Here is a 24224-nt window from a genome sequence, read left to right as displayed (position 1 = left end):
GGGGATTTTATATTTCCTCAGCGCTTTACCAATTCATCAGCGTTTTCTTCGCTGGCTTCATGTTTTTTGCGAAAAGCCTTAAGGAAATTCGCGTTTACTACGCCTCTGTTTGAGTATAGTTTTTCACAAAACTCCAGCATGGCGCTGGACGCTTTAGATTCTGTTAACATCATCATGTGATTGCTGGAATCGACATCCACCAGATGGAATTGAGGGATTTGCCGCTCCCATTCCTCCCAGTAGGCAGTATCATCCAACGGTATTTTTTCATTTAAAATGGTAAAGTAAATGTCCAAGTCGCCAAGGAATGACCTGCTTTTATTGCGGAAATAATAACATTTTACCGCTTCAGGATCCACAAGCGGCTGCACAGTGTACGCCTCAAATTCATAAGCATGCTGAGCTTTGACCATTTGGTTAAGCTGAGTCCGTATTCTCTTCTCCGGTTTGTTTAATCCCCGCTTTCTTGCTAAACCAATCAGTTCAGTTAAAAATTCCTCTTCCTCTCTGTCAACATCTACCTCTTCACGGCTGATGAGAACGTCTGTAAGCTTTTCCGGCTGAACAATAGATGCAAGCATCGTATTTATCGTTTGAAGCATTGACGTTTTTACAGAAGACTCATTTTGTTCACGTCCAGGACTGTAAGGGGAATCAATCATGACCATGCTTTTTACAGCAAGCCCCTGGCTTTGCAGCTGGCGTGTTACTTCATATGCGAGCAGTCCGCCTAAGGAATATCCGCCTACATCATAAGGGCCTTCCGGCTGTACGGATCGCATAATGTCTATATAATAGGAAGCCATTTGTTCAATTCCGTGTAAAGGAGCATGATTTGTCATAAAGCCCCTGGCTTGAATGCCGTAAAAAGGACGCTGGCTTTTCTTCGCAAATGGCGTATAGATTTCTACACCGCCTACTCCTCCATGAAACCAAAATACAGGGCGCCCCCGCTTGCCATCGTTTAACGGTATTAATTCCGGAAATGACCGGCTGACAGTCTGGACTGACTGGTCTTGTACTGTGTTTTCCCGTTTCGTTGCTATCAAGTCCACCATATTCTGCACGGTTTGACACGTTTGCAGCTCTGCCAGGCTGATTGACAGGCCAGCTTCTGCTTGCAATTGCTGCAATAACTGTATACAAACGATAGAATCAAACCCGTAATCTTGTAATGCCTTTTGAGGATTTAATTCTTCAGGCGTCATGCCCAATACATCAGATATCATTTGAATATCGTTTCTTTTGTGAAGGGGAATCTCAGCATTTGAAAAAGCAGGTGCTATTTCTGGTGATAGAAAGTCATTCCAGCAATTTCTTTTTTCAAACGGATAGGCGGGCAATGATATTCTCCGCGCACCTTTTCCTCGATGAAGCTGCTCCCATGGAATTTGCACTCCTTTTGCCCAGCAAAACGCGATCTTTTCAAGATGGTTTTCAGACAATAGTGTCTGCATCACGATATCGCCCAATGTTCCCTCAAGCAAGGCGCCGATATCTGACAAGCCTTCTTCTGAATTTCCGATAAAGCAAGGTACAGTGCTTTTCGGCTTTTCGGCTTTTTCCGCAGCTGTTAAGTACTCTTCCAATCCGAGTACGAGTTCATCCTTACTGCGGATGACCAAGGCCATCCGGTCACTCATCTCTTCTCGTCCGACTTGAAGTGTGTAAGCGTAATTTTGTAAAGACAGTTCTTTTTGCTGTTTTACATAGTCAAGCATCTGTTGAACAACGGCTCTTAGTCTGTCTTGGTTTTTTGCAGAAAGCACCACAATGTGCGGCTCATCTGTATGTTCAATTGCTGGTTCTGTATTAGAAGGAACATATTCTTCTAAGATGATGTGCGCGTTTATTCCTCCAAAACCATAGCTATTAATGCTTGCTCTGCGTGGTATCGTTCTGCCAGCATCATCCTGTATTTCTTCCCACTGCTGGTTTCTGTCAATCATCCGGAAACGCGTTTCCTTTATTGACACCTGATCATTCAATGAATCAAAACCGGGAATACCAGGTATTGTTTTATGCTGCATCGCCATGCTGACTTTCATAAGAGCAGCCATGCCTGAGACCAGTTCTCCATGCCCGATGCTCGGCTTTAAGCTGCTGATGTAACATGGCATTTCTCCTTGCAATTGGTGTGAATGCTCCGATTCGAGCTGTCTGTATCCCGATTTCAACGCTTCCACTTCTATAACGTCAGCCACTGGCGAGGCGATCCCGTGCGCTTCTATATAAGTCACCGTTTTCGGATCAACTTGCGACCCTTGATAAGCCTTCTTCATCGCATCCTTCATTCCGATCGGATTAGGCGCGTGCAGTGACATTCCCCTGCCGCCATGCGATACACCTGTCCCTTTAATGACAGAATAAATATGATCAGAGTCTTCAATGGCTTTTTGTAAAGGTTTAATGATGAGAACCCCTGCACCTTCACTTCGAACAAATCCATTCGCCTCTGCTTGAAAGGACTTGGCTTTTCCTTCCGCACTCAAATATCCCATTGAATCAAAGCCGATAAAGCCCTTTGGTGAGAGCAGAAGGTTCACAGCGCCAACAATGGCTTGCTCACATTCGCCGTTTCGAATGGATTGAATCGCTCTGTGCAAAGCGACAAGAGCTGAGGAACAGGCAGCCTCATAATATTCACTTGGCCCTTTTACATTCAGTGCATAGGAAATACGGTTTGGCATTAAGGAAGGAATCACAGCCGCATCGGTATTGCCGGCTGCGACAAAAACTCCTGTCGGGCAGCTGGATAAGGCTTGGCCTGTTATACCGGCGTCTTCCATCGCCTTCCACGCATGTGTCAAAAGCAGAAACTCCTGGGGATCCATTGTCGCTGCTTCTTTCGGTGAAATGCCGAAAAACAGCGGGTCAAACTCACCTATGCCTTCTATAAACCCGCCCCATTGAAGGCTTGACTGCTTCCCATCAGTATTTTCGGTATATTTTCGCCAATCCCAGCGTTCTTCCGGCACTTCAGAAATACAATTCCTCCCATGAACCAGGTTATCCCAAAATTCCGTTACATTGTTTGCTTTTGGAAACTGCCCTGACATGCCGATAATGGCTATACCGTCTGCCGTATATTCTTTTGTTTCATCCGTCTTTCTTTCATAGGTTTGCATTTGCATTATTTTATTTTCTTTTATATTCGGGGATTTCTGCTGTTGCTTGACCCCTCCAAACAATTGAACAAAGGATTTTTCATGTTTCTCGGCAAAAAAGTCGGCCAGTTCTTGAAGAGTCGGATATTCAAAAAACAATGTAGGATTTAGCTCAATCTTTGTCGCTGATTCCAGCTCTCTTGTCAACGCAATCAATTGGGAAGAATCGATCCCCAAATCCATGATATGAACTTTTGCAAGAGACAGTTTTGATGGATTGGCCGCCTTATCAGCCAGTTTATCTGTGATATAGCTTCGAATACGGTCTCTTATATCGTGTATTTGAACTTCCTGATTTTCCTCTTTGCTTCCTCGATCTGTTAAGCGGAATTGCTTTAAAGAGTAACCTGAATAGCGCATCACCGTTTCTGACGCTTCATTCATCACATCTATGTCAAACAGCAGCATTTCACCGGTATTCTTAACCAAAGTAATCAAAAGCCAGCAATCTTCTCTTATTTTATTTTTTGTGAATTGAATATCGTTGATTCCAAATGGCAAGAAATGCCCCTCTATGTCTATTTGTTCTATGAAACTGAGAATTGCCAGGTAAGCACTGTTTGTAATCAATGGGCTGACAGTGTAATGATGCGCATTTGCCATGCCGTTTTGAGACAAACGCACTTTTGCAAGGATTGAATTATTGCCTCTGTACAGATGAGTGATGGTTTTATATAAGTCTCCCCACTCAGCGCCGCCGTCGATGGTTTGATACATTTGGTCAATATGATCCAGCTCTGTTAACGAACGTTTTACGCTTTCGATGTTTACTTTTTTTGTTTCAAAATGATCTTTTTGGCATTGCCCGATTGCGGCAGGCTTCCAAGTTTCAGATGCCCGCTCACGATACATGATTTGCAAATCGATTGCATGATCTTTCTGAAGAGGATCAGCTTTCACTTCAATTGTTTGCCCTTGGTTTATGACAACAGGGTTTAGATAACTTAATTTACTGATACGGCCGCTGATTTCCTCAGGAAACATTTCAAAAAATGCGTCAATCGCAAGACTTGCATAGGTTGCACCGACGAGCACCCGTTCTTTGTTGAACACATGGCCTTGAACGTAAGGCTCATCGTATACGAATGAATCTTGTATCAGCGGATGATTAACCGTTTGCTCATCATGCCTTTTCCCTTCTTCATGAGGCAGGGCACCGAATTGAAAGACTGTTTGATGGTCAAATGCATAGTGAGGCAGATTGATCCAGCCAGTTTCATTCCCTTGATGTATATGGTCAAAATGAATCGAAGCCCCCACAGCCCATTGCTGTGCGGTTAAGCTTGTTTCTTCATGGGCTGACCCTGCATTTGTAGAAATCGCATCTGATTGTAAATCAAAGGATGTATAGATACCATCTTGGAGTGAGCTTTCTTTTGTTTTTTGGAAAATCTTTAGTTTTTCAATCAATTCCTGCGTCGACGATACCGAAAATGCAGCCCGATGTTCTAAGTCATGGTTGATCCTGTGCAGTGAGCGTACAACTGCTCCAATAGAAGAAGATGGTTTTTTTTCTAAAAACACTCGCAGTTTTTCAAGATAGCTGAGCAGGCTCCATTTCGTTTTCGCAGAAAAAACGGCCAGATATTCCTGCTGGTGAGGCACTGGATGTTGCTGCTCAGTTGCAGCGCCGATAAATTCTTCTATAATGAGATTCGCATAGGCCCCTCCCGCTCCGAAAGAATTAATCATGCTTCTTCTGGGCAGATGCTTTCCTGTATCGGGATCTTTTAACCGCTGCCACGGCTCCGTTCGTTTTTGCAGATAAAATGCTGTGTTTTCCAGGTTAATATTTGGATTGACAGGGGTGGCATTAATCGTCGGCACAAGCGTCCCCTTTTTCATCTGCAACAGAACTTTCGTGAGCTGAGAAATGCCGGAAGCCGCCTCCAAATGTCCAAGATTCGATTTTACAGAGCCTATCGCACAAAACTGTTTCTTATTTGTATACTGTTGAAATGCATTAGATAGTGCGATTACTTCAATCGGGTCACCTAATGCTGAACCATTTGCCGCAGATTCTATATAGCCGATTGTTTCCGGATCAATGGCGGATTGCTGAATGGACTTGGAGATTAATGCAGCTTGCTGCTTCGGATCTGGCGCTGTATACATCTGCCTTCCCCCGCTATGATTGGCAAAGCTGCTTTTGATGACGGCATAAATATGGTCGTGATCTTCTATCGCCTTAGAGAGCGGTTTTAGCAGGACGGCTCCGACGCCTTCACCCGGAATAAGCCCGCTTCCTGTGCCAAAGCTCTTGCTTTGATTTCCGTTCTCTAAAAGATTTGCGCGCTCCAGCGCATCATATTTAGAGAGATCCAGTGTTAAATTGACACCGCCGGCTATTGCCATCGAACAGTTTTTCAGTTTCAAACTCTCACATGCAAGATGGATTGCGTTTAAAGAACTGGAGCATGCGGAGCTGACAGCCAGACTTGGTCCTGTCAGGTTAAAAAAATGAGAAACGCGATTTGCAATATGCCAATCTCCGCCATTAGAGCTCAGCACCGCTTGTTCTAATGAAGGGATATTCCAAAAATACTGATTATACATATTTCCAACAAAGACACCTACTCCCGTTCCGTTGTCCTGCAGTTCATTTAATCGGATTTGAGAATAGCCGCCGTCCTCAAATGTTTCCCAGACGGTTTCTAAAAATAAACGAAGTTCCGGCGTCATTTCCATTACTTGATTCTGATCCGCTTCAAAAAGATGATGATCAAACGCATGTATGTCTTTTAAAAATCCGCCGTAGCGCTTCTTATCTGACGATTGTAATGATTCTTTCGATAAAGTGTTTACTAAAGATGTCCGCCATCTTGATTGCGGAGCCTCTGTAATACAATTATCCCCAGCTATTAAATGCTCCCAGAGCTCTTCTACGTTTTCAGACATCGGATAACGTCCGCTTATGCCGATAATTGCAATATCTTCTGTGCCGTAATGATTCGGTGTGGTTCTATGAGAAGGGAGTGCCTTTACGTTTTTCGCTGTTTCGGTTTCTGATTTTGGATTCGCCTTTGCTTGCTGAGTTTTAATTAGCTGCTGGTCTCCGCTAAAACGGCGCGTTTGATATGTAAACGGCTGTTCAGATTTTACTGGCTTCGCTTGAATAGAAGTTTCTTTATTTGCGGGCTGTGATTTTTCTTTCAGCAGTGATGTCCGCAGCTTCCCTTCATGCTCCTTTATCAGAAAATCGACGAGTTCTTTCGTATTGCTGTGTTCAAATAAAATTGTTTTCGGAAGCTCACCCGTCAGTTTTTCTAACTCACGAATAAAATTCACCTGCAAAATAGAATCGATTCCATACTTCTCAAACGTTGTTTCTGCATGTATACGCTCCGGTGATAGTTTTATTGATTTTGCTAACGTATGTTTCACAAATTGTGTCGTTTGTTCAAGAAGAGAATCCTCATCACTATCCTTCGTTTGAGAATGATGTTCATCTAGATGGTAATCTATAATTTCTTCTGCTGGTTTTTCTGTTCGTGTTTTTTGACGGACGATTCCGTCACTTTCCGCTGCGATGATCTGCTGGCCGAGCTGATGTGATTGTTCAGCCATAAAGGAAACATAACGAAAGCCCTCACTCTCAAGCACCATTTTCCATGAGTCTGGATATAAACCGGGGCAGCCCGGGATACGCAGATCAGGATCTTCATACAGCCACCAGCCCTCTAACAAGCCAAAGGTCAGGTGTGAATATATATTATGGTCATTAATCTCATTCAGAAGGAGCAGGCCGTTTTTCTTCAAAACCGCTTTGGCATTTCTCAATGTCTGCCGGATATTTTTCGTCGCATGAAGCACATTTGCAGCGACAATCACATCATATCCGCCCGCTTCTATATGTTGTTCAGCCGCCGGCTCTTCCACATTAAATACCTTATACGTCAGATAAGGGTTGTCCGGACCGTACATTTTTTCCGCATGCAGTAAAAACGCCTTGGAGAGATCTGTATAGCAATATTCTTTTATATGTGACTGATAGGCTTTCATTTTTTGAAAAACCGCAGCGCTTGTACCGCCTGTTCCTGCTCCGATTTCTAGTATACGAATCCTTGCTTCAGGCTCTTGCTTTAGACGCTCCTGCATAAAGGCAGCCAAGGTGTCTGCCAGCACATCGTTAAAATAGTCTGCGACTTGATTGTTTTTATAGATTCCTTCCACTAATTCCATAGATGAGTTCGGAAAAAGGATATCGGTGGCAGATGCCTTGCCGGTCAGAATATCCGGCAAGGCTTTAAGTGCAGTCTCTACTAACACCACCATGGCTTTCATGTTACTGTCTTGAAGCAAGTCTGCTTTTTTTTCATCCCATTCGTTCCACAATTCATTTATGTCCTCTGTTGAGCGGGTTACGGAGTATCCATTTGCCGTTTGTTGAAGAAAACCATGCCGCTCCAAAATCGATAGGCTCTCCTCAAACCATCTGCCATAGAAATTATGCAGCACCGGCTGGGGCTTATTTTCCTTAAAAAATCCTATGGACTGCAATTGTGCTAACAGCATCTTACAGAGAATGTCTTCTGTGTTTCGCATTGGCGCTTTCCCCTCCTATAACAGTTGTTGTATCTTTGTGCTGTCTCCCGGGTGATAGCTTCGCAGTTTCTCAATGGCGGAGCTGTGAGTTTCCGGATACACCTCAATTGTTTCGTCATTCTGTCCTGAGTCATTGCCCGTTTCGCAGTCTGCCATCTTCATCATCACAAGCTGTTTCAGCGCCCCCCCGAGCAGCAGTTCCAACGCTTCCATCGCTTCAGGGGCTTCAATGGAGCCTATGCCCGCCTGCGCCATTCTTCGCTGATAATCAGGTGAGGAAACAACACCAATGCTGCCCCAATAACTCCAATTGATCACAGCTACTGTACAAGGCCATACTTGTGAAAGCCGATGAGCAAAAGCATCCTTAAAGCTGCAGCCGGCAGCATAATTGCTCTGTCCTGAAGCTCTTGCAAATGATTGTACGGAAGAGAAAAACAAAGCAAAGTCCAACGGCTCTTTCTGGAAGACTTGAGCCATTTGCACACTTACATCCACTTTTGCAGAAAGAACATTTCTGAAACGTTCCTCGTCCATATTCATCAGGCTTTGGTCTTGCAAAACGATGGCAGAATGAATGATTCCGTTGATTTCCCGATGTATTTGTTTGATGGCTGCATAAGCGCGTTCCAAGTCCTCTCGGTTTGCGGCATCAGCTTCGATATAAAACGGAGCCGGCCCTAAACGCGCAAGTCTGTCCAGCTTGCTTTGAATGGATGCATCTTTTGTTCTTCTGCCAATCCAAACGACATGCGCTTGGTATGTTCGAATCACATATTCGCTCCAAGCTTCTCCAATTCCGCCCGCACCGCCTATGACCACATAAACGCCTCCGTGTTTATACTTGGTGTGCACAGGCTGATTGCTGTGTACAGGGATCAGACGCTGTTTGTGCCAGGTTTTGTTCCGATACGCCCAAGTATTTCCCTCTTGGTCGAAAGGCAGGGAAAAGATTTCAGCCACCGGCCAATCCTTATTTCGATCTACATCGATCAGTTTTGTCTGCCAATTTGTATATTCTTTTGCCATCGAGCCGATCAGACCGTGAAGACCGGCATCAATTGGATTGACAATGTCATGCTGACCAACACATTGCGTATTCGCTGTCACGACCGTCCAGCTTATCGTCTTCTCTCCATAGCCTAAAGAAAGCATCGCCTTAATGAGCCTGAACAGTTGCATAACGCTTTGGTTTTGGGCTTCAATCATGTCATCACCGATTTCGCACTCCGCAATATGGGAAGGAGAAATCCACACAATATGGTCAAATGCCCCTAATGCTTCAAGCTCGTTTGCCAACTGATGAATAGAATCATGCGGCTTGATGTGCAGCTCTTTGGCAAGCGGGAACTGTCTTTGTACAGCGTTTCTGCTGTTTTCATCCCCACCTAGAATGACAACACGCTCATCAGCAGACGGAATGATCCTGCTATTCTCCGTTTGCACTTGATCCCATACCGGTGCCATTAGAAGCGCTCCATTAAGAGACGCCTTGCTGTCAGATGGTTTTATTTTTTCCGGGCGTTGTATGTCTTCTTCTATCACTCTTGAGGAGATGCCCTTGATTCTTACACATACCTGGCCTTGTTCATCACATAGATCAATATCCAGCCGTTGTATTCTGTCCTCGTTTGGACGCGAGGCGACAGAGACCCACATGTTTTCTGTACATGGGCTGTATACCTCAAGCTCCTGCAGTGCAAAAGGCAATGAAAGCTGTTCATCTCCGGAATTCAGCTTTAACCCGATCGAAGCCTGTAAAGCAGAATCCGTCATACTTGGATGAAGAATAAATTCGTTCAGCGTTTGAGATACACCAGACGGCAGCGAAAGCTCTGCCAACGCTTGATTGCGGCCAATGTAAAGCTGCTGTATTCCTTGAAAACCAAGCCCGTATTCTATGCCGATCGCTTTAAATAACTCATAGCACTGTTCATTTGACAGTATGCTTTGACTGCATTGCGATTGCAGCGCGCTGATATTATGAGAAGGAATGTTTCCTGCTTCTCTTATCTCAACACTGCCCTGACTGTGTACCTTTCGTGCGCTCTCACCGTCTTCTGTAAAGATTTCAAAAGCAATTTCACCATCGTGCTGAGGTTCAAGACTGATATGCACTTGGACAGGCTGACCGTCCGCCACAATCGGCTGCACCCAAACAACATTTTTTATATGAATGACAGATTGATGATCTTTGAGCCCTCGCACTGCCTGCGAAATGGCTGCATGCACCATCTCAAGATACGCGACCCCCGGCATGACCGGCTTTCCCTTCACCTTGTGGTCGTTGAAAAAGAACTCAGCGCCTGTAAAGATTGAGCTGAAACGCTGCTCTGTCAAATCAGAAGTGTTGGTTTGTACTAATGGGTGCAAAACTGCTGTATCGACAGTTTTTGTCGGTGCCTTTTGCGTGATTGCCTCCTCTTTCATATCCGATATCCAGTAGCGCTCTTTTGCAAATGGATAGGTCGGCAAGCTGATGCGGTTAGGCAGTTTGCCGCTGTACAGTTTGTTCCAATCTATTTTTAATCCTGCTACCCATAATTCAACCAGTTTTGTATAAACTTCGGGTCCCCAGTCATTTTTGAGTGTTTTCTGAATGTCTTCGTCTGACCTGAGTGTCTGTAATATCCCTTTATTCGCCCTGCCTCTATACATGTTGGTCGCATTGGTTTGTCCTTCTATAAAGAGGTACAGTTTCTCCAGCAAATCTTGAACCGAGACAGCGATAATCCCTAATCTCTCCTCCATTGCATCGCGCCCCTCTTGGAGTGTATAAGCAATATCAGTGAGATCACGATCTGAGATTGAATGTTTGCTGATAAAATCCGCCAATTGCTGTGCTTGGTCCTTCAGGCGATCTTCTTCCTTTGCCGACAAGACAAAGATTCCCGGGTTCTGTGATGTCACTGCTGGCGCTTGTTCAGATGGAGCAGTTTCTTTTGGAATATATTCCTCAATGACCACATGGGCATTGACACCGCCTATGCCAAATGAACTGACTCCGGCTCGGCGAGGCAGCTCCCGTCCGTTTTCATCCCGCAGTGATTTCCATTCTCTGGATTCCTGCACGATATAAAATGGGCTGTCTTCCAATCTGATATACGGATTGATCGTCTCACTGTGCAGACTTTTTACCAGCGTTTTGTGTTTTAGCTGCAACAGGATTTTGATGACACCGGCTACACCGGCTGCGAGCGATAAATGGCCGATGTTTGTCTTCGCTGAACCCAGTCCGCAATGGCTGGCATGAACAGAAGGATCTCCCGTTTTCTCGTACAGTTCTTTAAATGCAGCCTTCAGCCCGTTAATTTCTACCGGATCGCCAAGTTCCGTTCCGGTTCCATGCGCTTCAATATACGTCACAGTTCTCGGATCGATTCCCGCCTTCATATAAGCGGTTTTTACGACTTCTGCCTGAGCCTTCGGATTAGGAGTCGTCAGAGAATTCGCGCGGCCTCCGTGATTTACCGCACTTCCTTTGATCACACCGTAAATATGATCGCCGTCGCGTTCCGCCGCCTTTAGTTTTTTCAGGAAGAGGATGCCTGCACCTTCACTGACCGCAAATCCATCGGCTTTATCAGAGAACGTTTTGCATTTTCCTTCTTTGCTCAGAGCCCCTGCTTTATCGTAGGCAATGTGGCCTTGCGGTGTTACAACCGTGTTGACGCCTCCCGCGATCGCCATTTCACAGTTTCCAGCTTCAATTGCACAAACTGCATGATGAATGGCGACCAGTGAGCTTGAACATGCCGTGTCAATCGGTTCGCTCGGTCCATGAATGTTCAGAAAATAACTGACTCTATTCGGTCCGGCAGAAGGACTCATATTAGCAGCTGCTGAGCCTTCGATAGCTACATTTGAGAGAAGAGAGCTGTATCCCGTGTTTCCAGTACCGATGAATAAGCCCGTTTTGGTTCCTGATAAGCTTTGGGCTGAATGTCCCGCTTCTTCTATCGCTTTCCAAGCATAGGTCATTAATAGACGCTGCTGAGGCTCCATCTGCTCAGCCTCCAGCGGAGAAATGCCGAAGAACAACGGATCAAAGTCGGCTACTCCATCAATAAAACCGCCCCATTTGACGTTCGTTTTATTTGCTTCTTTTAGCGGGTCTCCGTAGTACTCACGCCAATCCCAGCGGTCTTTTGGAACCTCTGTTATACAATCTGTCCCTTCTTTCAAATTCATCCAGTACTCCTCAACATCCTTTGCTTTTGGGAAGACTCCGCTCATCCCTACAATGGCAATAGGTTCGGGCTCAGGCGCATGCTCGGCTGCCTTCTTCACTGGCGGCTCCTTTGGTTTGCCAAAACGGTTTTCGGTTGAAAACCTGATGTCTCTCATGGCTTTTTCCGCAGGCTGTACAGGCAGATCCTCCTTGACAGGTACTGCAAATTGCGCCGAGAATGTATTTTGATATTCTGCTGATAAATACGCGGCAAATGCAGAAACAGTTGCATGCTCAAAGAAAATTGTAGGGGTCAGATCCAGCTTGTATTGTTCATTCAATATATTAGCGAATTCAGTCAAAGTGATTGAATCAAATCCATATTGATTAAACTCCATATCCGGATCAATCTCTTCAGTTTTGATTTTGAGCAATTGAGAGATTGCTTGCTTTAAAATGTCTTGTATTTGGTCCAATAAGCTGTCTTGATCCATTATTGCTTTCTGGGTCACCGGTTCTTGCGCTGGTTTATTCGGAACATCTTCAGAAGGCTGCTTTTGAGACAGCTTTTCTCTCATCATGTCTCTGATACCTTCCATGACAATGACGTTATCTTTATCAAAAGCCAATCCTTTATAAAGTGCCTGAATGCCGGTTTCGGTTCGCATAGCCGTAACGCCCGTATTTTTCATTGTCATTTTTTCAGTTTCTTTATTTACACGCATGCCGCCCTCTTTCCACAGCGGCCAATTGATCGACAATGTTTGGCCGTGTCTGTACATGGCGGTCACAAGCGCATTACGATAAGCGGCATAGCTGTCCATAAATGCATTAGCCATCGCATAATCCGCCTGTCCCGCGCTGCCGGTGATACTAGATATGGAAGAGAAAAGGATAAAGAAATCTAACGCGAGATGCTCGGTTGCCTTATCCACATTTACGAGCCCTTTTACCTTAGGAGCGAGGACCTGCTTAAGTTCTTCATTTGTTTTATTCATGAGATAGTTGTCTTTAAGCAGTCCAGCACTGTGAATCACACCATGCAAGTCGCCATAATCAGCTGTGATCCTTGTGATTAACTCGGACGCAGCCTCCGTTTGAGTCACATCAACCCGTCTGTACTCTGTACGAGCACCTAAACGCTGCAGTTCGCTAAGCTGTAATTGCTGATCAGCGCTAAGCGCGGACCTGCCTGTAAGAATCAAAACAGGCTGTTTGACTTGGCTTGCAATTTCTTTCGCAAAAATAAATCCAAGTCCTCCTGCGCCGCCTGTGATGAGGTACACACCCTGATCCCTCCACGGCAATCTGATTTCACGGTCAGGCGTATGAATTTCATTTAATTCATTGATGTACCGTTTGCCTTTTTCATATTTAATGCGCTGATCTCCTGCGTTTCTTTTATTCTCTTGGACTATCTCTGCGATCCTATTCATAGTTTCGTTTGTATCGATTTCAATCGTCTGGCCGATCAGCTTTGTATTCTCCAGCCCGGCCGTTTTAAGGAGCGCCGAAAGTCCTGAGAAAGAGTAATGCTTTCTTTGCGCTGAGGTAAGCATTTGGATCAGAACATGGCCTTGCGGCTTGCTTTTGAGGATACTCTGTATCGTCTCAAGCGCTTGTTCGGCATAATCTTGGAATCGCTCTGCCAGACCCTCCCGATAAGACTCTAATACTATACATTCCGCTCCTTTGAGCTTTGATTCAATACTGTCTTTTGTGAGTCCGTTCATTTCACAAAGCATGATAATATGCCGTTCATATTCTGGTTCCAGACCGTCTTTGTCGATCTCCTTAGACATCCATTTTTCCTCAAACATCAAAGTTTCCATTGTTTGGTCAGACTCTGCTGATCTAGGGTCGCTTTCTGCCGCTCTGAATGACAAACCTTTTAACCGTACGCAAACATTGCCGTTCTCATCTAAGATATCGATATCCCGTTTTTGCACCTTATCAGTCGCTTTGCTGCCTTCACTGAATCTGGCGTATACCCACATGTTCGAGGAGCATGTCCCGAAGACTTCAAGCTCTTGAACCGCAAAAGGCAGCGTCAGCCGGTTATTTCCTGCGCCTGTCAAAATGCTGGATGCCTGTAAAGCGGAGTCCATCAGACCCGGATGCATGCTGAATTGGCCAATTGTATCTAAAACAGAAGGATGCAATGACAATCTTGCCAATACAAAATGTTCAGCTGTATAAATCTTTTCTACACCGCGATAAGCTGGACCGTAGTCAAAACCAATCATTTTATAGGTGTCGTATACTTCGTTTACGGAGAAATGAGTTTGCTGACACTTCTCGCGCAGGGATGCTACATCAATGACCGGCGTATCCGCAGCAGGATGTAATTCAGCCCCGCCTTGACTGTATACTATTGGTTTGTCACCGGCTATTTCCGGGTTGCCGTAGATTTCATACGTAATGTCACCATGCTCCTCCGGAAAAAGCCTGATGTGTACTTGCACCGGCTGCTCCCCGACTACAATCGGCCGCACCCACACTGTGTTTTTGAGCGTAATGCGATACTGACCGTTTTGTACCTCGGCAGCCTGCTCAATGGCAGCCCGCGCCATTTCAAGATGGGCCACTCCCGGCAAGATCCGTTGGCCTTTGACAACATGATCTGCAAGGAAAAACTCTTCTCCCGTATAGATTGAGCTAAACCGCTGTTCCGAGAGATTCGAAGTGTTTTGATGCATTAATGGATGTAACACAGATGCGCTGATGTGAGATGCTTTTTTGTGGGCTTCAAGGCTTCCCCTATTTGCGACATAATCAGAAATCCAGTAACGGTCTTTCGCAAACGGATATGTCGGCAAGCTAATGCGATGCGGCTCATTCTCGCCATACAGCTTCGCCCAGTCCACATCAAGCCCTTTCACCCATAATTCCAGCAATTTTGCATACTTTCCGCGCTCCATCCATTTTTCAACCGCTTCTTGAATTTCTTCATCTTCCGTCAGCATTTGCAGCGTTCCTTTATCAATCCGCCCTCTATATACATCCTCCACATTATTTTTGCCGGCTGCATAGTCTTTTAGCTTGTCTTGCAAATCCTCAATTGACCCGGAAATGATCCCCAGCCGTTCTTCCATCGCGTCTCGCCCGGCTTGCAGCGTATAAGCAATATTTGCGAGATCTTCGTCTTTGTAAATATGCTGGTCTAACGCTTCAGCCAGCTGCTGTGCGTATTCTTTCAGTCTTGCTTCATTTTTAGCTGATAGGACGAAAATACCTGGATGTTCAGAAGTAATCGACGGTATGTTGCCAGCGTCCGCCTTCGGAATATATTCCTCGATGAGCACGTGGGCATTTACCCCGCCGATACCAAATGAACTGACGCCTGCACGGCGAGGCAGCTCCTGCCCCTGCTCATTCTGTAGCGCTTTCCATTCTTCTGTTTCCCGAACGATATAAAATGGGCTGTTTTCAAGCTGAATATACGGATTGACAGTCTCGCAATGGAGACTTTTCACTAAGGTTTTGTGTTTAAGCTGCATTAAAATTTTAATAATTCCTGCTGCACCGGCTGCAAGCGATAAATGACCGATGTTTGTCTTCGCTGAACCAAGGCCGCAATAATGATTAGCAGAAGTGTCTCCTTCTTTTACACCCAGCCCTTTAAAAGCCGCTTTCAATCCGTTAATTTCAACCGGATCTCCAAGTTCCGTACCTGTTCCGTGCGCCTCAATGTACGTCACCGTTTTGGGATCGATTCCCGCCTTTTGGAATGCCGTTTGAATGACTTCCGCCTGGGCCTTCGGATTAGGCGTCGTTAAAGACGCCGCACGCCCCCCGTGGTTCACTGCGCTTCCTTTTATCACCCCATAAATATGGTCTCCCGCTTCCTCGGCCGCTTTTAACTTCTTCAGAAACAGTATGCCGGCTCCTTCCCCATGAGCAAAACCATCAGCTCGATTTGAGAACGTCTTGCATTTGCCTTCTTTGCTCAGGGCACCCGCTTTATCAAAGCTGATATACACCTCAGGCAGAATAATCGTATTAACGCCGCCGGCTAATGCCATGTCACAAGTGCCTTCCTCGATTGAGGAAATGGCGTGATGGATCGCTACCAATGAACTGGAGCACGCCGTATCAATAGGTTCACTCGGCCCATGCAGATTAAGGAAATAACTGACACGATTCGGACCGACTGACGGGCTCGTGTTAGCTGCCGCTGACCCTTCTATTGCCGAGTTCGCTTTAGATAAAAGAGAACTGTATCCTGTATTTCCCGTTCCGATGAATACGCCTGTTTTTGTGCCTGACAGACTTTTTGCCGAATACCCTGCATCTTCAATCGCTTTCCATGCGTAAGTCAATAATAAGCGTTGCTGTGGCTCCATTTGTTCAGCTTCACGCGGGGAAATGCCAAAGAATAATGGGTCGAATTCCGCAATGCCGTCAATAAAACCTCCCCATCTTACATTCGTTTTATTGGCTTCCTTCGCAGGATCCCCTTCATATTCGCGCCAATCCCAGCGGTCTTTCGGAATTTCCGTCATGCAGTCCTTGCCTTCTTTTAAGTTCTTCCAGTAGGCATCCACATCTTTTGCCATAGGAAAAATGCCGCTTATTCCGACGATTGCGATTGGCTCGGGACCGGATTCACTCTGTATGGTTGCCGGCAGCATAACCGGCTGCTTTCGGCGTCTTTTTGAGGTGACATGTATGGTTTTATCCTGTTCAAATGCAGGCTGAGCCTGAACCTTTGACCTGGTCCGTACAGCAAATGTTTTCGCAAATACCGCTTGATATTCTTCTGACAAATGCTTGCCGAACTCATGGATCGTCGGATGGTCAAAAAAGACGGTTGGCGTCAGCGCCAGTTTATATGCCCGATTGATATGGTTGGTGAATTCAGTCATAGAAATGGAGTCAAACCCATACACCGTCATTTCGGCATGGTCATCAATCGTTTCAAATGGAACCTTTAATAGCTTGGCGACCTCCCGCTTTAACATCGCCTTTACTTTATCCAGCAAACTCCCTGTGTCAATGCTCTTTGCCGGTTCAGTCATGCTTTCTGTTTCCCTCTTTTCAATAGGTGCTGAGGCTGTTTTTGACAGCATGTTTTGTTTTATCTTCTGAACGTTGCCTTCCATCACCATGACTTGGCTTGCCTCACTATTGAACGCTTGATAAAAAGCCTGTATGCCTTGTTTTGCTTCCAGAGGAACAATTCCGGCCAGCTGCACAAGTCTTTTCTCCGTTTCACGATCGACCTTCATGCCGCCCTCTTTCCATAATGGCCAGTTTACAGAAAGCGTTTTGCCATGCCGCTGACCGTGTTCGGCTAGCGTACTGCGGTATCCGGCATACATATCCATAAATACATTGGCTGCCGCATAGTCAGCCTGACCAATGCTGCCTAAACTTCCCGAAAGAGATGAAAAGAGAATGAAAACATCCAATGCCAAATCTTTGCTGGCTTCATCCAGGTGAACGAGTCCTTTTACTTTAGGCGCCAGCACATCATGCAAATCTTCTGCTGATTTCTTGGCCAAATAGCTATCTTTAATAATTCCCGCACTATGAAGAATGCCATCAAGACGGCCATGTTCTTTCTGGATATTGTTCATTAACTGGTACACTGCGATTTTATCGGCAACATCCATTTGCTGATAGGTGATCTCGGCCCCTATAGCGCGAAGCTCTTCAATCTTCCCTCTTTTATTATCATTCAGAGGTGAACGGCCCGTCAGAACGACTGTCGCATTTTTCGTTTGTTCAGCAATTTCTTTTGCGAACATAAGGCCTAAGCCACCGGCACCGCCTGTGATGAGATAAACGCCGCCGTCTTTCCACGGCATGCTGATGTTACGGCTTGCCGCTTTCATTTCACTCCAATCTGCAATAAATCGTGTGCCGTTTTGATATCTGATATGGGTGCCGCTGCTTATTTGATTTTCTTTCAGTTTGCGGGCGATACTTTCCCCGCTTTCTTCACTGCTGATTTCAATCATTTGTCCGGTCAGCTTAGCCGTTTCTAACTCGGCCGTTTTCAGCAGCCCTGTCAATCCAGAAAACAATTGCTGCTCGCCTTCTGCAGAGGTAACGATCTGAATCAGAATATCTCCTTTCGGTTTCTCGCGAATCAGCGCTTGCACTTTTCTAAACACCTGTTCCGTATACGAATGAAAACGCCCATCCACTGAAGCAGGCCTTGCTTCCAGGATGAAGACATGGACATGCTCCATTTCTGCTTCGATCTTTTTTCTCATGTCCTGATCACATTCACAGAGGAACACGAGATGCTCTGCATATTCTTTATCCGCTTTTCCGCCAGCCTTTTGTTCTTTCCAAACGGGCTGAAGCAATAAGGTTTCTGAATGTGATGATTCTGTTTGTATGTCAGCCTCCATCACTCTCGTCGAAAACCCCTTCATCCGTATACAAACGCTGCCATGCTCATCGCATAGGTCAATATCAACTTTCTGTATCAGATCGCCAGGTTTATTTTTTGAATTAAATTGAACATAAACCCACATATCAGAAACGCATTCATGAAAGACTTCAAGCTCCTCTAAAGCAAATGGCAGTGCAGCTTTAAAGTCTTCACTGTCAGAAAGCTCCGCCCTGGTGACGTTTTGCAAATATTCAGCCGCCTGTAACGCCCCATCCAATAAACTTGGATGAAGAGCATAATCGGCTGCTGTATGAGAGACAGATCCCGGCAGCGATAATTTGGCGAGCAGCTGGCCGTCTCCTTTATAAACGGTCTCCACACTCTTGTATCCGGGACCGTAATCGGCTCCGATCATGCCTTCATAAAATAAGGAGGTGTCCATGAAGCCTTGATTACATTGATTCTTTATCGCCTCTAGATCCAATACCTCCGCATGCTTTGGCTGAAATAATTCCGCTATGCCCTGGTTATATACAATTGGGTCTGCGTCAGCGGATTCCGGTTCACCATACATCCGATAAAGAATATGTCCGCCGTCTTCATCATAGAGTCCGATGTTTACTGTAACCGGCTCATCTCCCGCTACAACCGGACGCATCCAAACCACATGTTTCAGGCGGATTCCGGATTCCTCATCATCATCTAAACCGCCAATTCCTTGTTCTATAGCGGCTCTTGCCATTTCAAGCGTGACAGCTGCAGGCAAAATCGCCATCCCTTTAATGATATGCTCAGCAATAAAATACTCCTGTCCTGTGAAGCTGGAGCTGAACCGCTGCTCCGATAAAACAGATGTATTCTGGTGCACCAAAGGATGCAAGCGTGATTCAGCTGTTTTACGATTGCCCGTGCTGATGTCAGGCCAATACCGTTCTTCAGCAAAAGGATATGTCGGCAGACTCATGCGGCGCGGCTTCGCATTCGGGTAAAGCTGGCGCCATTCAACATGAAAACCTTTGGCCCACACTTCGGCAAGCTTTTTCAGTTTGCCTTTGGACATCCATGAAGCAACCAGTTCTTCTGTTTCCTCATCCCCAAGCAAGAGATCAGCGGATTTCACTCGCGTTTTTTCTCCTTGAATACAGCCTTCTGTCAACGGTTGTCCATTCACAAAACGCTCCAGCTGCAGCTTCCATTCTTCCAAATCGCTCGCCATAAAAATAACTCTTGTGTCCATCGCCTCCCGGCCGATCTGGAAGGTGTATGCCAAATCCCTTAAAGAGTGTTGTGTCAGATCATTTTGACTGACAAATGTCAGCAGTTCCTTTACATATGCTTGCAGCCGCTCCCTGTTCTTTGCCGATACCGGAATGAGGTACGGAGGATTTCCTTCGTTATCCGCTCTTGTATCTTGGGCATTTTCATATTGTTCGAATATGGCATGAGCGTTCGTTCCGCCAAGCCCAAACGAGCTCAGCGCTGCCCGATGTACACCTTGATTTTTCTGTAATAATTTTCGTTCGCGGACAACATAAAATGGAGAGCTGTCAAAGTGAATATTAGGATTCGGCTCCTGGCAATTGATAGTTGGCGCAAGTTCGTTATGAGATAAGCTCATGGCAACCTTAATGCAGCCGGCTAACCCTGCGGCAGTATCCAAATGTCCGATATTGGTTTTCACCGAACCGATTCCGCAAAATTGTATTTTGTCCGTGTATTGCTTGTACACTTTGTTTAAGGCAGAAATTTCAATAGGGTCGCCTAATTTAGTCCCTGTACCGTGTGCTTCAATGTAGCTGATCGTTTCAGGATGGATATCGGTTTCGTCCAATACGCTCTGTATGACCTCTGTTTGGCCTTTTACGCTAGGAGCATAAAAGCCGGCCTTATCAGCTCCGTCATTATTGATTCCTATTCCGCGCATGATGGCGTAAATATGGTCTCCGTCTCTTACCGCATCCACAGCTTTTTTCAATAGGACGACAGCTACACCTTCTCCTCCAGCCATTCCGTCAGCTGCAGCGTCAAATGCCTTAACATGCCCGTCACTTGAAAAATTCAATCCGTTTTGATGCACATAGCCTATTCCTGACTGCGCGTGCAAGGTTGCGCCTCCAACAAGCGCGTATTCAGATTCACCAGCTGTTAGGCTTTTGTACGCTTGATACAAACCTACTAGTGAAGAAGAACAATTGGAATGAACAAAGTAGCTTGGCCCCTTTAATCCGAGCTTGTGCGAGATCATCGTCGGGATCGTTCCGCTTTGGGCTAATACCCATGAGACATAGCCATCCGGAGATTCATGTCCTTCTGTTCTCTCCTTCGGCAATAACGTTCTGTAGGAATTGTTGCTTGCAGACATATACACACTTGTTTCCGGAATCTCTTTTGCCACATAGCCCGCATCCTCAATTGCTTTCCATGAATGCAGCAATAAGAGACGGAGCTGAGGGTCCATAAACTCAGCATCTTTAGGAGAGATCTGAAAGAAACCTGGGTCAAACAAATCTTTTCCCTCAATTACAGATTGCACAGGAACGTAATCAGGATGTTGAATTAATTCTTCAGGCACTCCATTTTCTCGCAGTTCTTCTTTTGAAAAAAATTGAATACTTTCCTTGCCTTCTTTGATTTGATTCCAGAATTCATGATGATTTTTCGCCCCCGGAAACTGGCAGGAGATTCCCACAATGGCAATACTGTCTTCAAAATACGGCGGCAGCGCTTGCTGTTCCGTTTGTTTCACCCTCTTCACATTCTGCTTGCTTTCATTTTGAGGAATGGCCGCCGTATCTGTGTTTTTCATTTCAATAATGTATTGGCTGATGGCCCTGATATTGGCGTACTCGAACAGCTCCGTTACACTGAATTCACAGTCAAATTCTTTTTGGATTCGTTCCGCCACGGCCACGGCAAGAAGTGAATCGCCTCCCACATCGAAAAATCCGTCCTCTGGCCCAAAACCGCTGACTTTCAGCATATCCTCCCAAATGAGCTGCACTTTGCCTTCTACTTCTGATAACTGTAAGTGTTGTGTTTTTCTATCATTTAAAATGACCTTCCGATGTTCCAATTCCTTGCGGTTCACTTTCCCGCTTGGTGTTAACGGCATCTCATCCAGGCGGATAAAGTGCGCAGGTATCATATATTCCGGCAGGCTGGATTTCAGGCAGCGTCGCAAATCGTTTGGATCGATAGGCGGATGTCCATTTTGCTCCGTATAATATGCAGCCAGCTTTTTATGTCCTTCCAGCTGTTTGACCACTACTGCCTGATCTAAAATGCCCGGATATTCACTCAGTTTCGTTTCTATTGCACCTAATTCAATTCGGAAACCTCGGATTTTAACCTGGCTGTCAATGCGGCCTAAATATTCAATATTGCCGTCAGGCAGCCATCTTGCTGAATCACCGGATTTATAAAGCTTGGTCCCAGATTCAAACGGATTGTCAATAAATGTTTCCGCTGTCAGGCCGGGCTGGTTATAATAGCCCCTTGCCAATCCGTCGCCTGCGATACAAAGCTCACCAGGTTTTCCGATCGGAACAGGCTTCAAATGCTGGTCCACGATGTAAATCTTCGTATTGGATACAGGCTTGCCGATTGGCGTATGATGACTGGCGATATCTCCTGTTCCGCATCCGAAATAAGTCGCGTAAATGGAGGCTTCTGTTGGTCCGTAAATATTTTCAACACGGCAGTTTTTAAAGATGGATACTGCCTTTTTCACCAATTCCTTAGGAAAGGCTTCTCCTGCAACCATCATGTATTTGATTGGTCCTTCTTCAGTAAATTTCCTGTTGTCTTTCGCCGTTTCTAAAAATACATGCAGCATGGCAGGAACAAAATTAACATGGGTCACTTGATATTTTTCAATCACCTCCATGCACAGCTGCGGTGATTTCTCTCCATCTGGCGGAAGAATAATAAGGCGGCCATTTCCGATAAACCAGCCGAATAATTCCGATATGGATACGTCGAAAACATAGTTCGTCTTTAATAAATAAGCGTCCTCAGCAGTGACAGGATACTGAGATTCAAGAAAATTCAGCGTATTCATAATGCTCTGATGCTCTACCATGACTCCTTTAGGCTGTCCGGTACTGCCCGAGGTGTAAATGATATAAGCGAGATGATGGGGTTTGACTTCTCGTTTCAATCCACTTTTTTGTTGAGCTGTGTCCGTTTGACTGCAAGCCAAATCGATATTGATGACTTTTACATGGTCATCAGTTAATTTGTTTACTTTGTCATGAGCTTTAGATTGTGTAAGGACAATGGACGCTTCACTGTCTTTGAGCATGTACGCTAATCGTTCTTGAGGGAAGTTCGGATCTAGAGGCACATACGCCCCGCCGGCTTTCAGAATCCCTAAAATTCCGATCAGCATATCAAACGAACGCTCTGCACAAATCCCTACCGGTCGTTCCGGTCCAGCCCCCTGTGCCTGAAGGTAAATGGCCAGCGATGTGCTTTTTTGATCTAATTCCTTATATGTAAGAGTCTCCTCTTCGAATACGACCGCTATCGCATCGGGGGTTTTTTTCGCTTTTTCCTCAAAAATCTCATGTATGCACTTGTCTTTGGAGTCATTTGTCTTTGTCTCATTCCATTGCTCGAACAAGCTGATTTGTTCTTGATCTAACTGTAAAGAGTATGTTTCAAGTGATAAAGACGGATCGTTAATGATGTTTTCAGTGAGTTTGATGTAGTTCTCCATCATTCTTTCAATGGTAGATAATTCATATATATCAGGGTTATACAGAAGATGAAGCACTGTTTCGTTTTCTTGTTCATACACTTCCAGCGCCAGCTCGAATTCCCCTTCTTGCCGAATGTCTTCGATATATTTGATGCCAAGAGCTTGATATGGTTCCAGCATTTTTTGTAAGCCTGCTGTCTGAAAGAAATTCTGGTAGAGAAAGGCTGTTTGAAAAATCGGAGAATCCGCTGCTGAGCGGTCTACATTCAGTTCTCTTACCAGTGCCGGAAACGGGTATGCCGCATGGTCAAGTCCGTCTGCCACTGTCAGCTGCAGGTCTCGAAGGAACTCTTGAAATGTTTGGGTTCCTATCTCTTTACTCCGAACAGCCATCATATTAATAAAGTACCCGATGATCGATTCAAAACCGTCTTCAGGCCGCCCCATTGTTGGGACTCCCACAATGATGTCCTTTTGTTTTGTATAGTGATGCAGCAGCACTTTATAAATAGAAAGGTACACAACAGATTCGTTCACATAATGAGAACGTGCTAACGACTTTATTTGCTTGCTCAGGTTATGAGGGAGCAAGCTTTTGTAAGCTTGCCCCTTATATTTTTGTGCTGAAGGACGGGGACGGTCGGCCGGCAGCTCAAGAATAGGCAGCGTTCCGGACAGCTGCTCTTTCCAATAAGCGAGATGCTCAGCCCCTTCTCTAGCGCCCAGCATACGGTTTTCCCAGTCAACAAAGTCAGGATAATCGGCCGGTAAAGTCTGCAGCATCAACTCTTCGCCTTGCAGCAATTGTTGATACGCCTCTAAAAGCGTCGATATAAATGTCAGCATTGACACACCGTCAAATATAATATGATGAACCGTGATAAGCACAATGCATGCCTCGTTTGACTGATGAAACAGACATGTGCGCATTAACGGACCAGTTTCCAGATGAAAAGGTTCTTTAGCTTTTTCTTTTAGGCAGGGCAATACCTCAGCTGAATGCATAGCTGAGATATCCGCTTCCTCAAAATGAAGAGCCTGCGACGGCTGAACCGTTTGAAATGGAATGCCATTTTCCTCTTGAATCACACTCGTTAAAACAGGATATTGTTTCTGTACAAACAGAAGGGCTTGCTTGAACGTCTCGACATGTAATTTTTTGCTGACGCGAAAGCATAAAGGAATATTATAAGCACCCATATCAGGAGACATTTTTTGAAGCATCCATAACCCTTTTTGACCTTCTGAAAGCGGGCTTTTCAACTGACGCTTCATGCTTTGAAGATGCTC

The 24224-nt window shown here is 45.4% G+C and carries 2 protein-coding genes; both read right to left on the bottom strand.

What is annotated here, in order from left to right:
- Positions 1–17: 17 nt before the first annotated feature.
- Positions 18–7712: a beta-ketoacyl synthase N-terminal-like domain-containing protein gene (locus NSS75_RS09800; RefSeq protein ID WP_339237272.1), complete on the bottom strand. Its 7695-nt coding sequence runs from the start codon at positions 7710–7712 to the stop codon at positions 18–20.
- Positions 7713–7727: 15 nt separating this feature from the next.
- The gene (locus tag NSS75_RS09795; protein ID WP_339237609.1) at positions 7728–24209 is read right to left on the bottom strand and encodes an amino acid adenylation domain-containing protein; all 16482 of its coding nucleotides are present in this window, start codon (positions 24207–24209) and stop codon (positions 7728–7730) included.
- Between the last annotated feature and the right edge of the window lie 15 nt (positions 24210–24224).

It is taken from the genome of Bacillus sp. FSL K6-1012 (genome assembly GCF_037964915.1).
Taxonomy (GTDB): Bacteria; Bacillota; Bacilli; order Bacillales; family Bacillaceae; genus Bacillus; species Bacillus halotolerans.
Note: the sequence above shows the minus strand (reverse complement) of the source record. Positions and strands in the feature narration are given on the sequence as shown.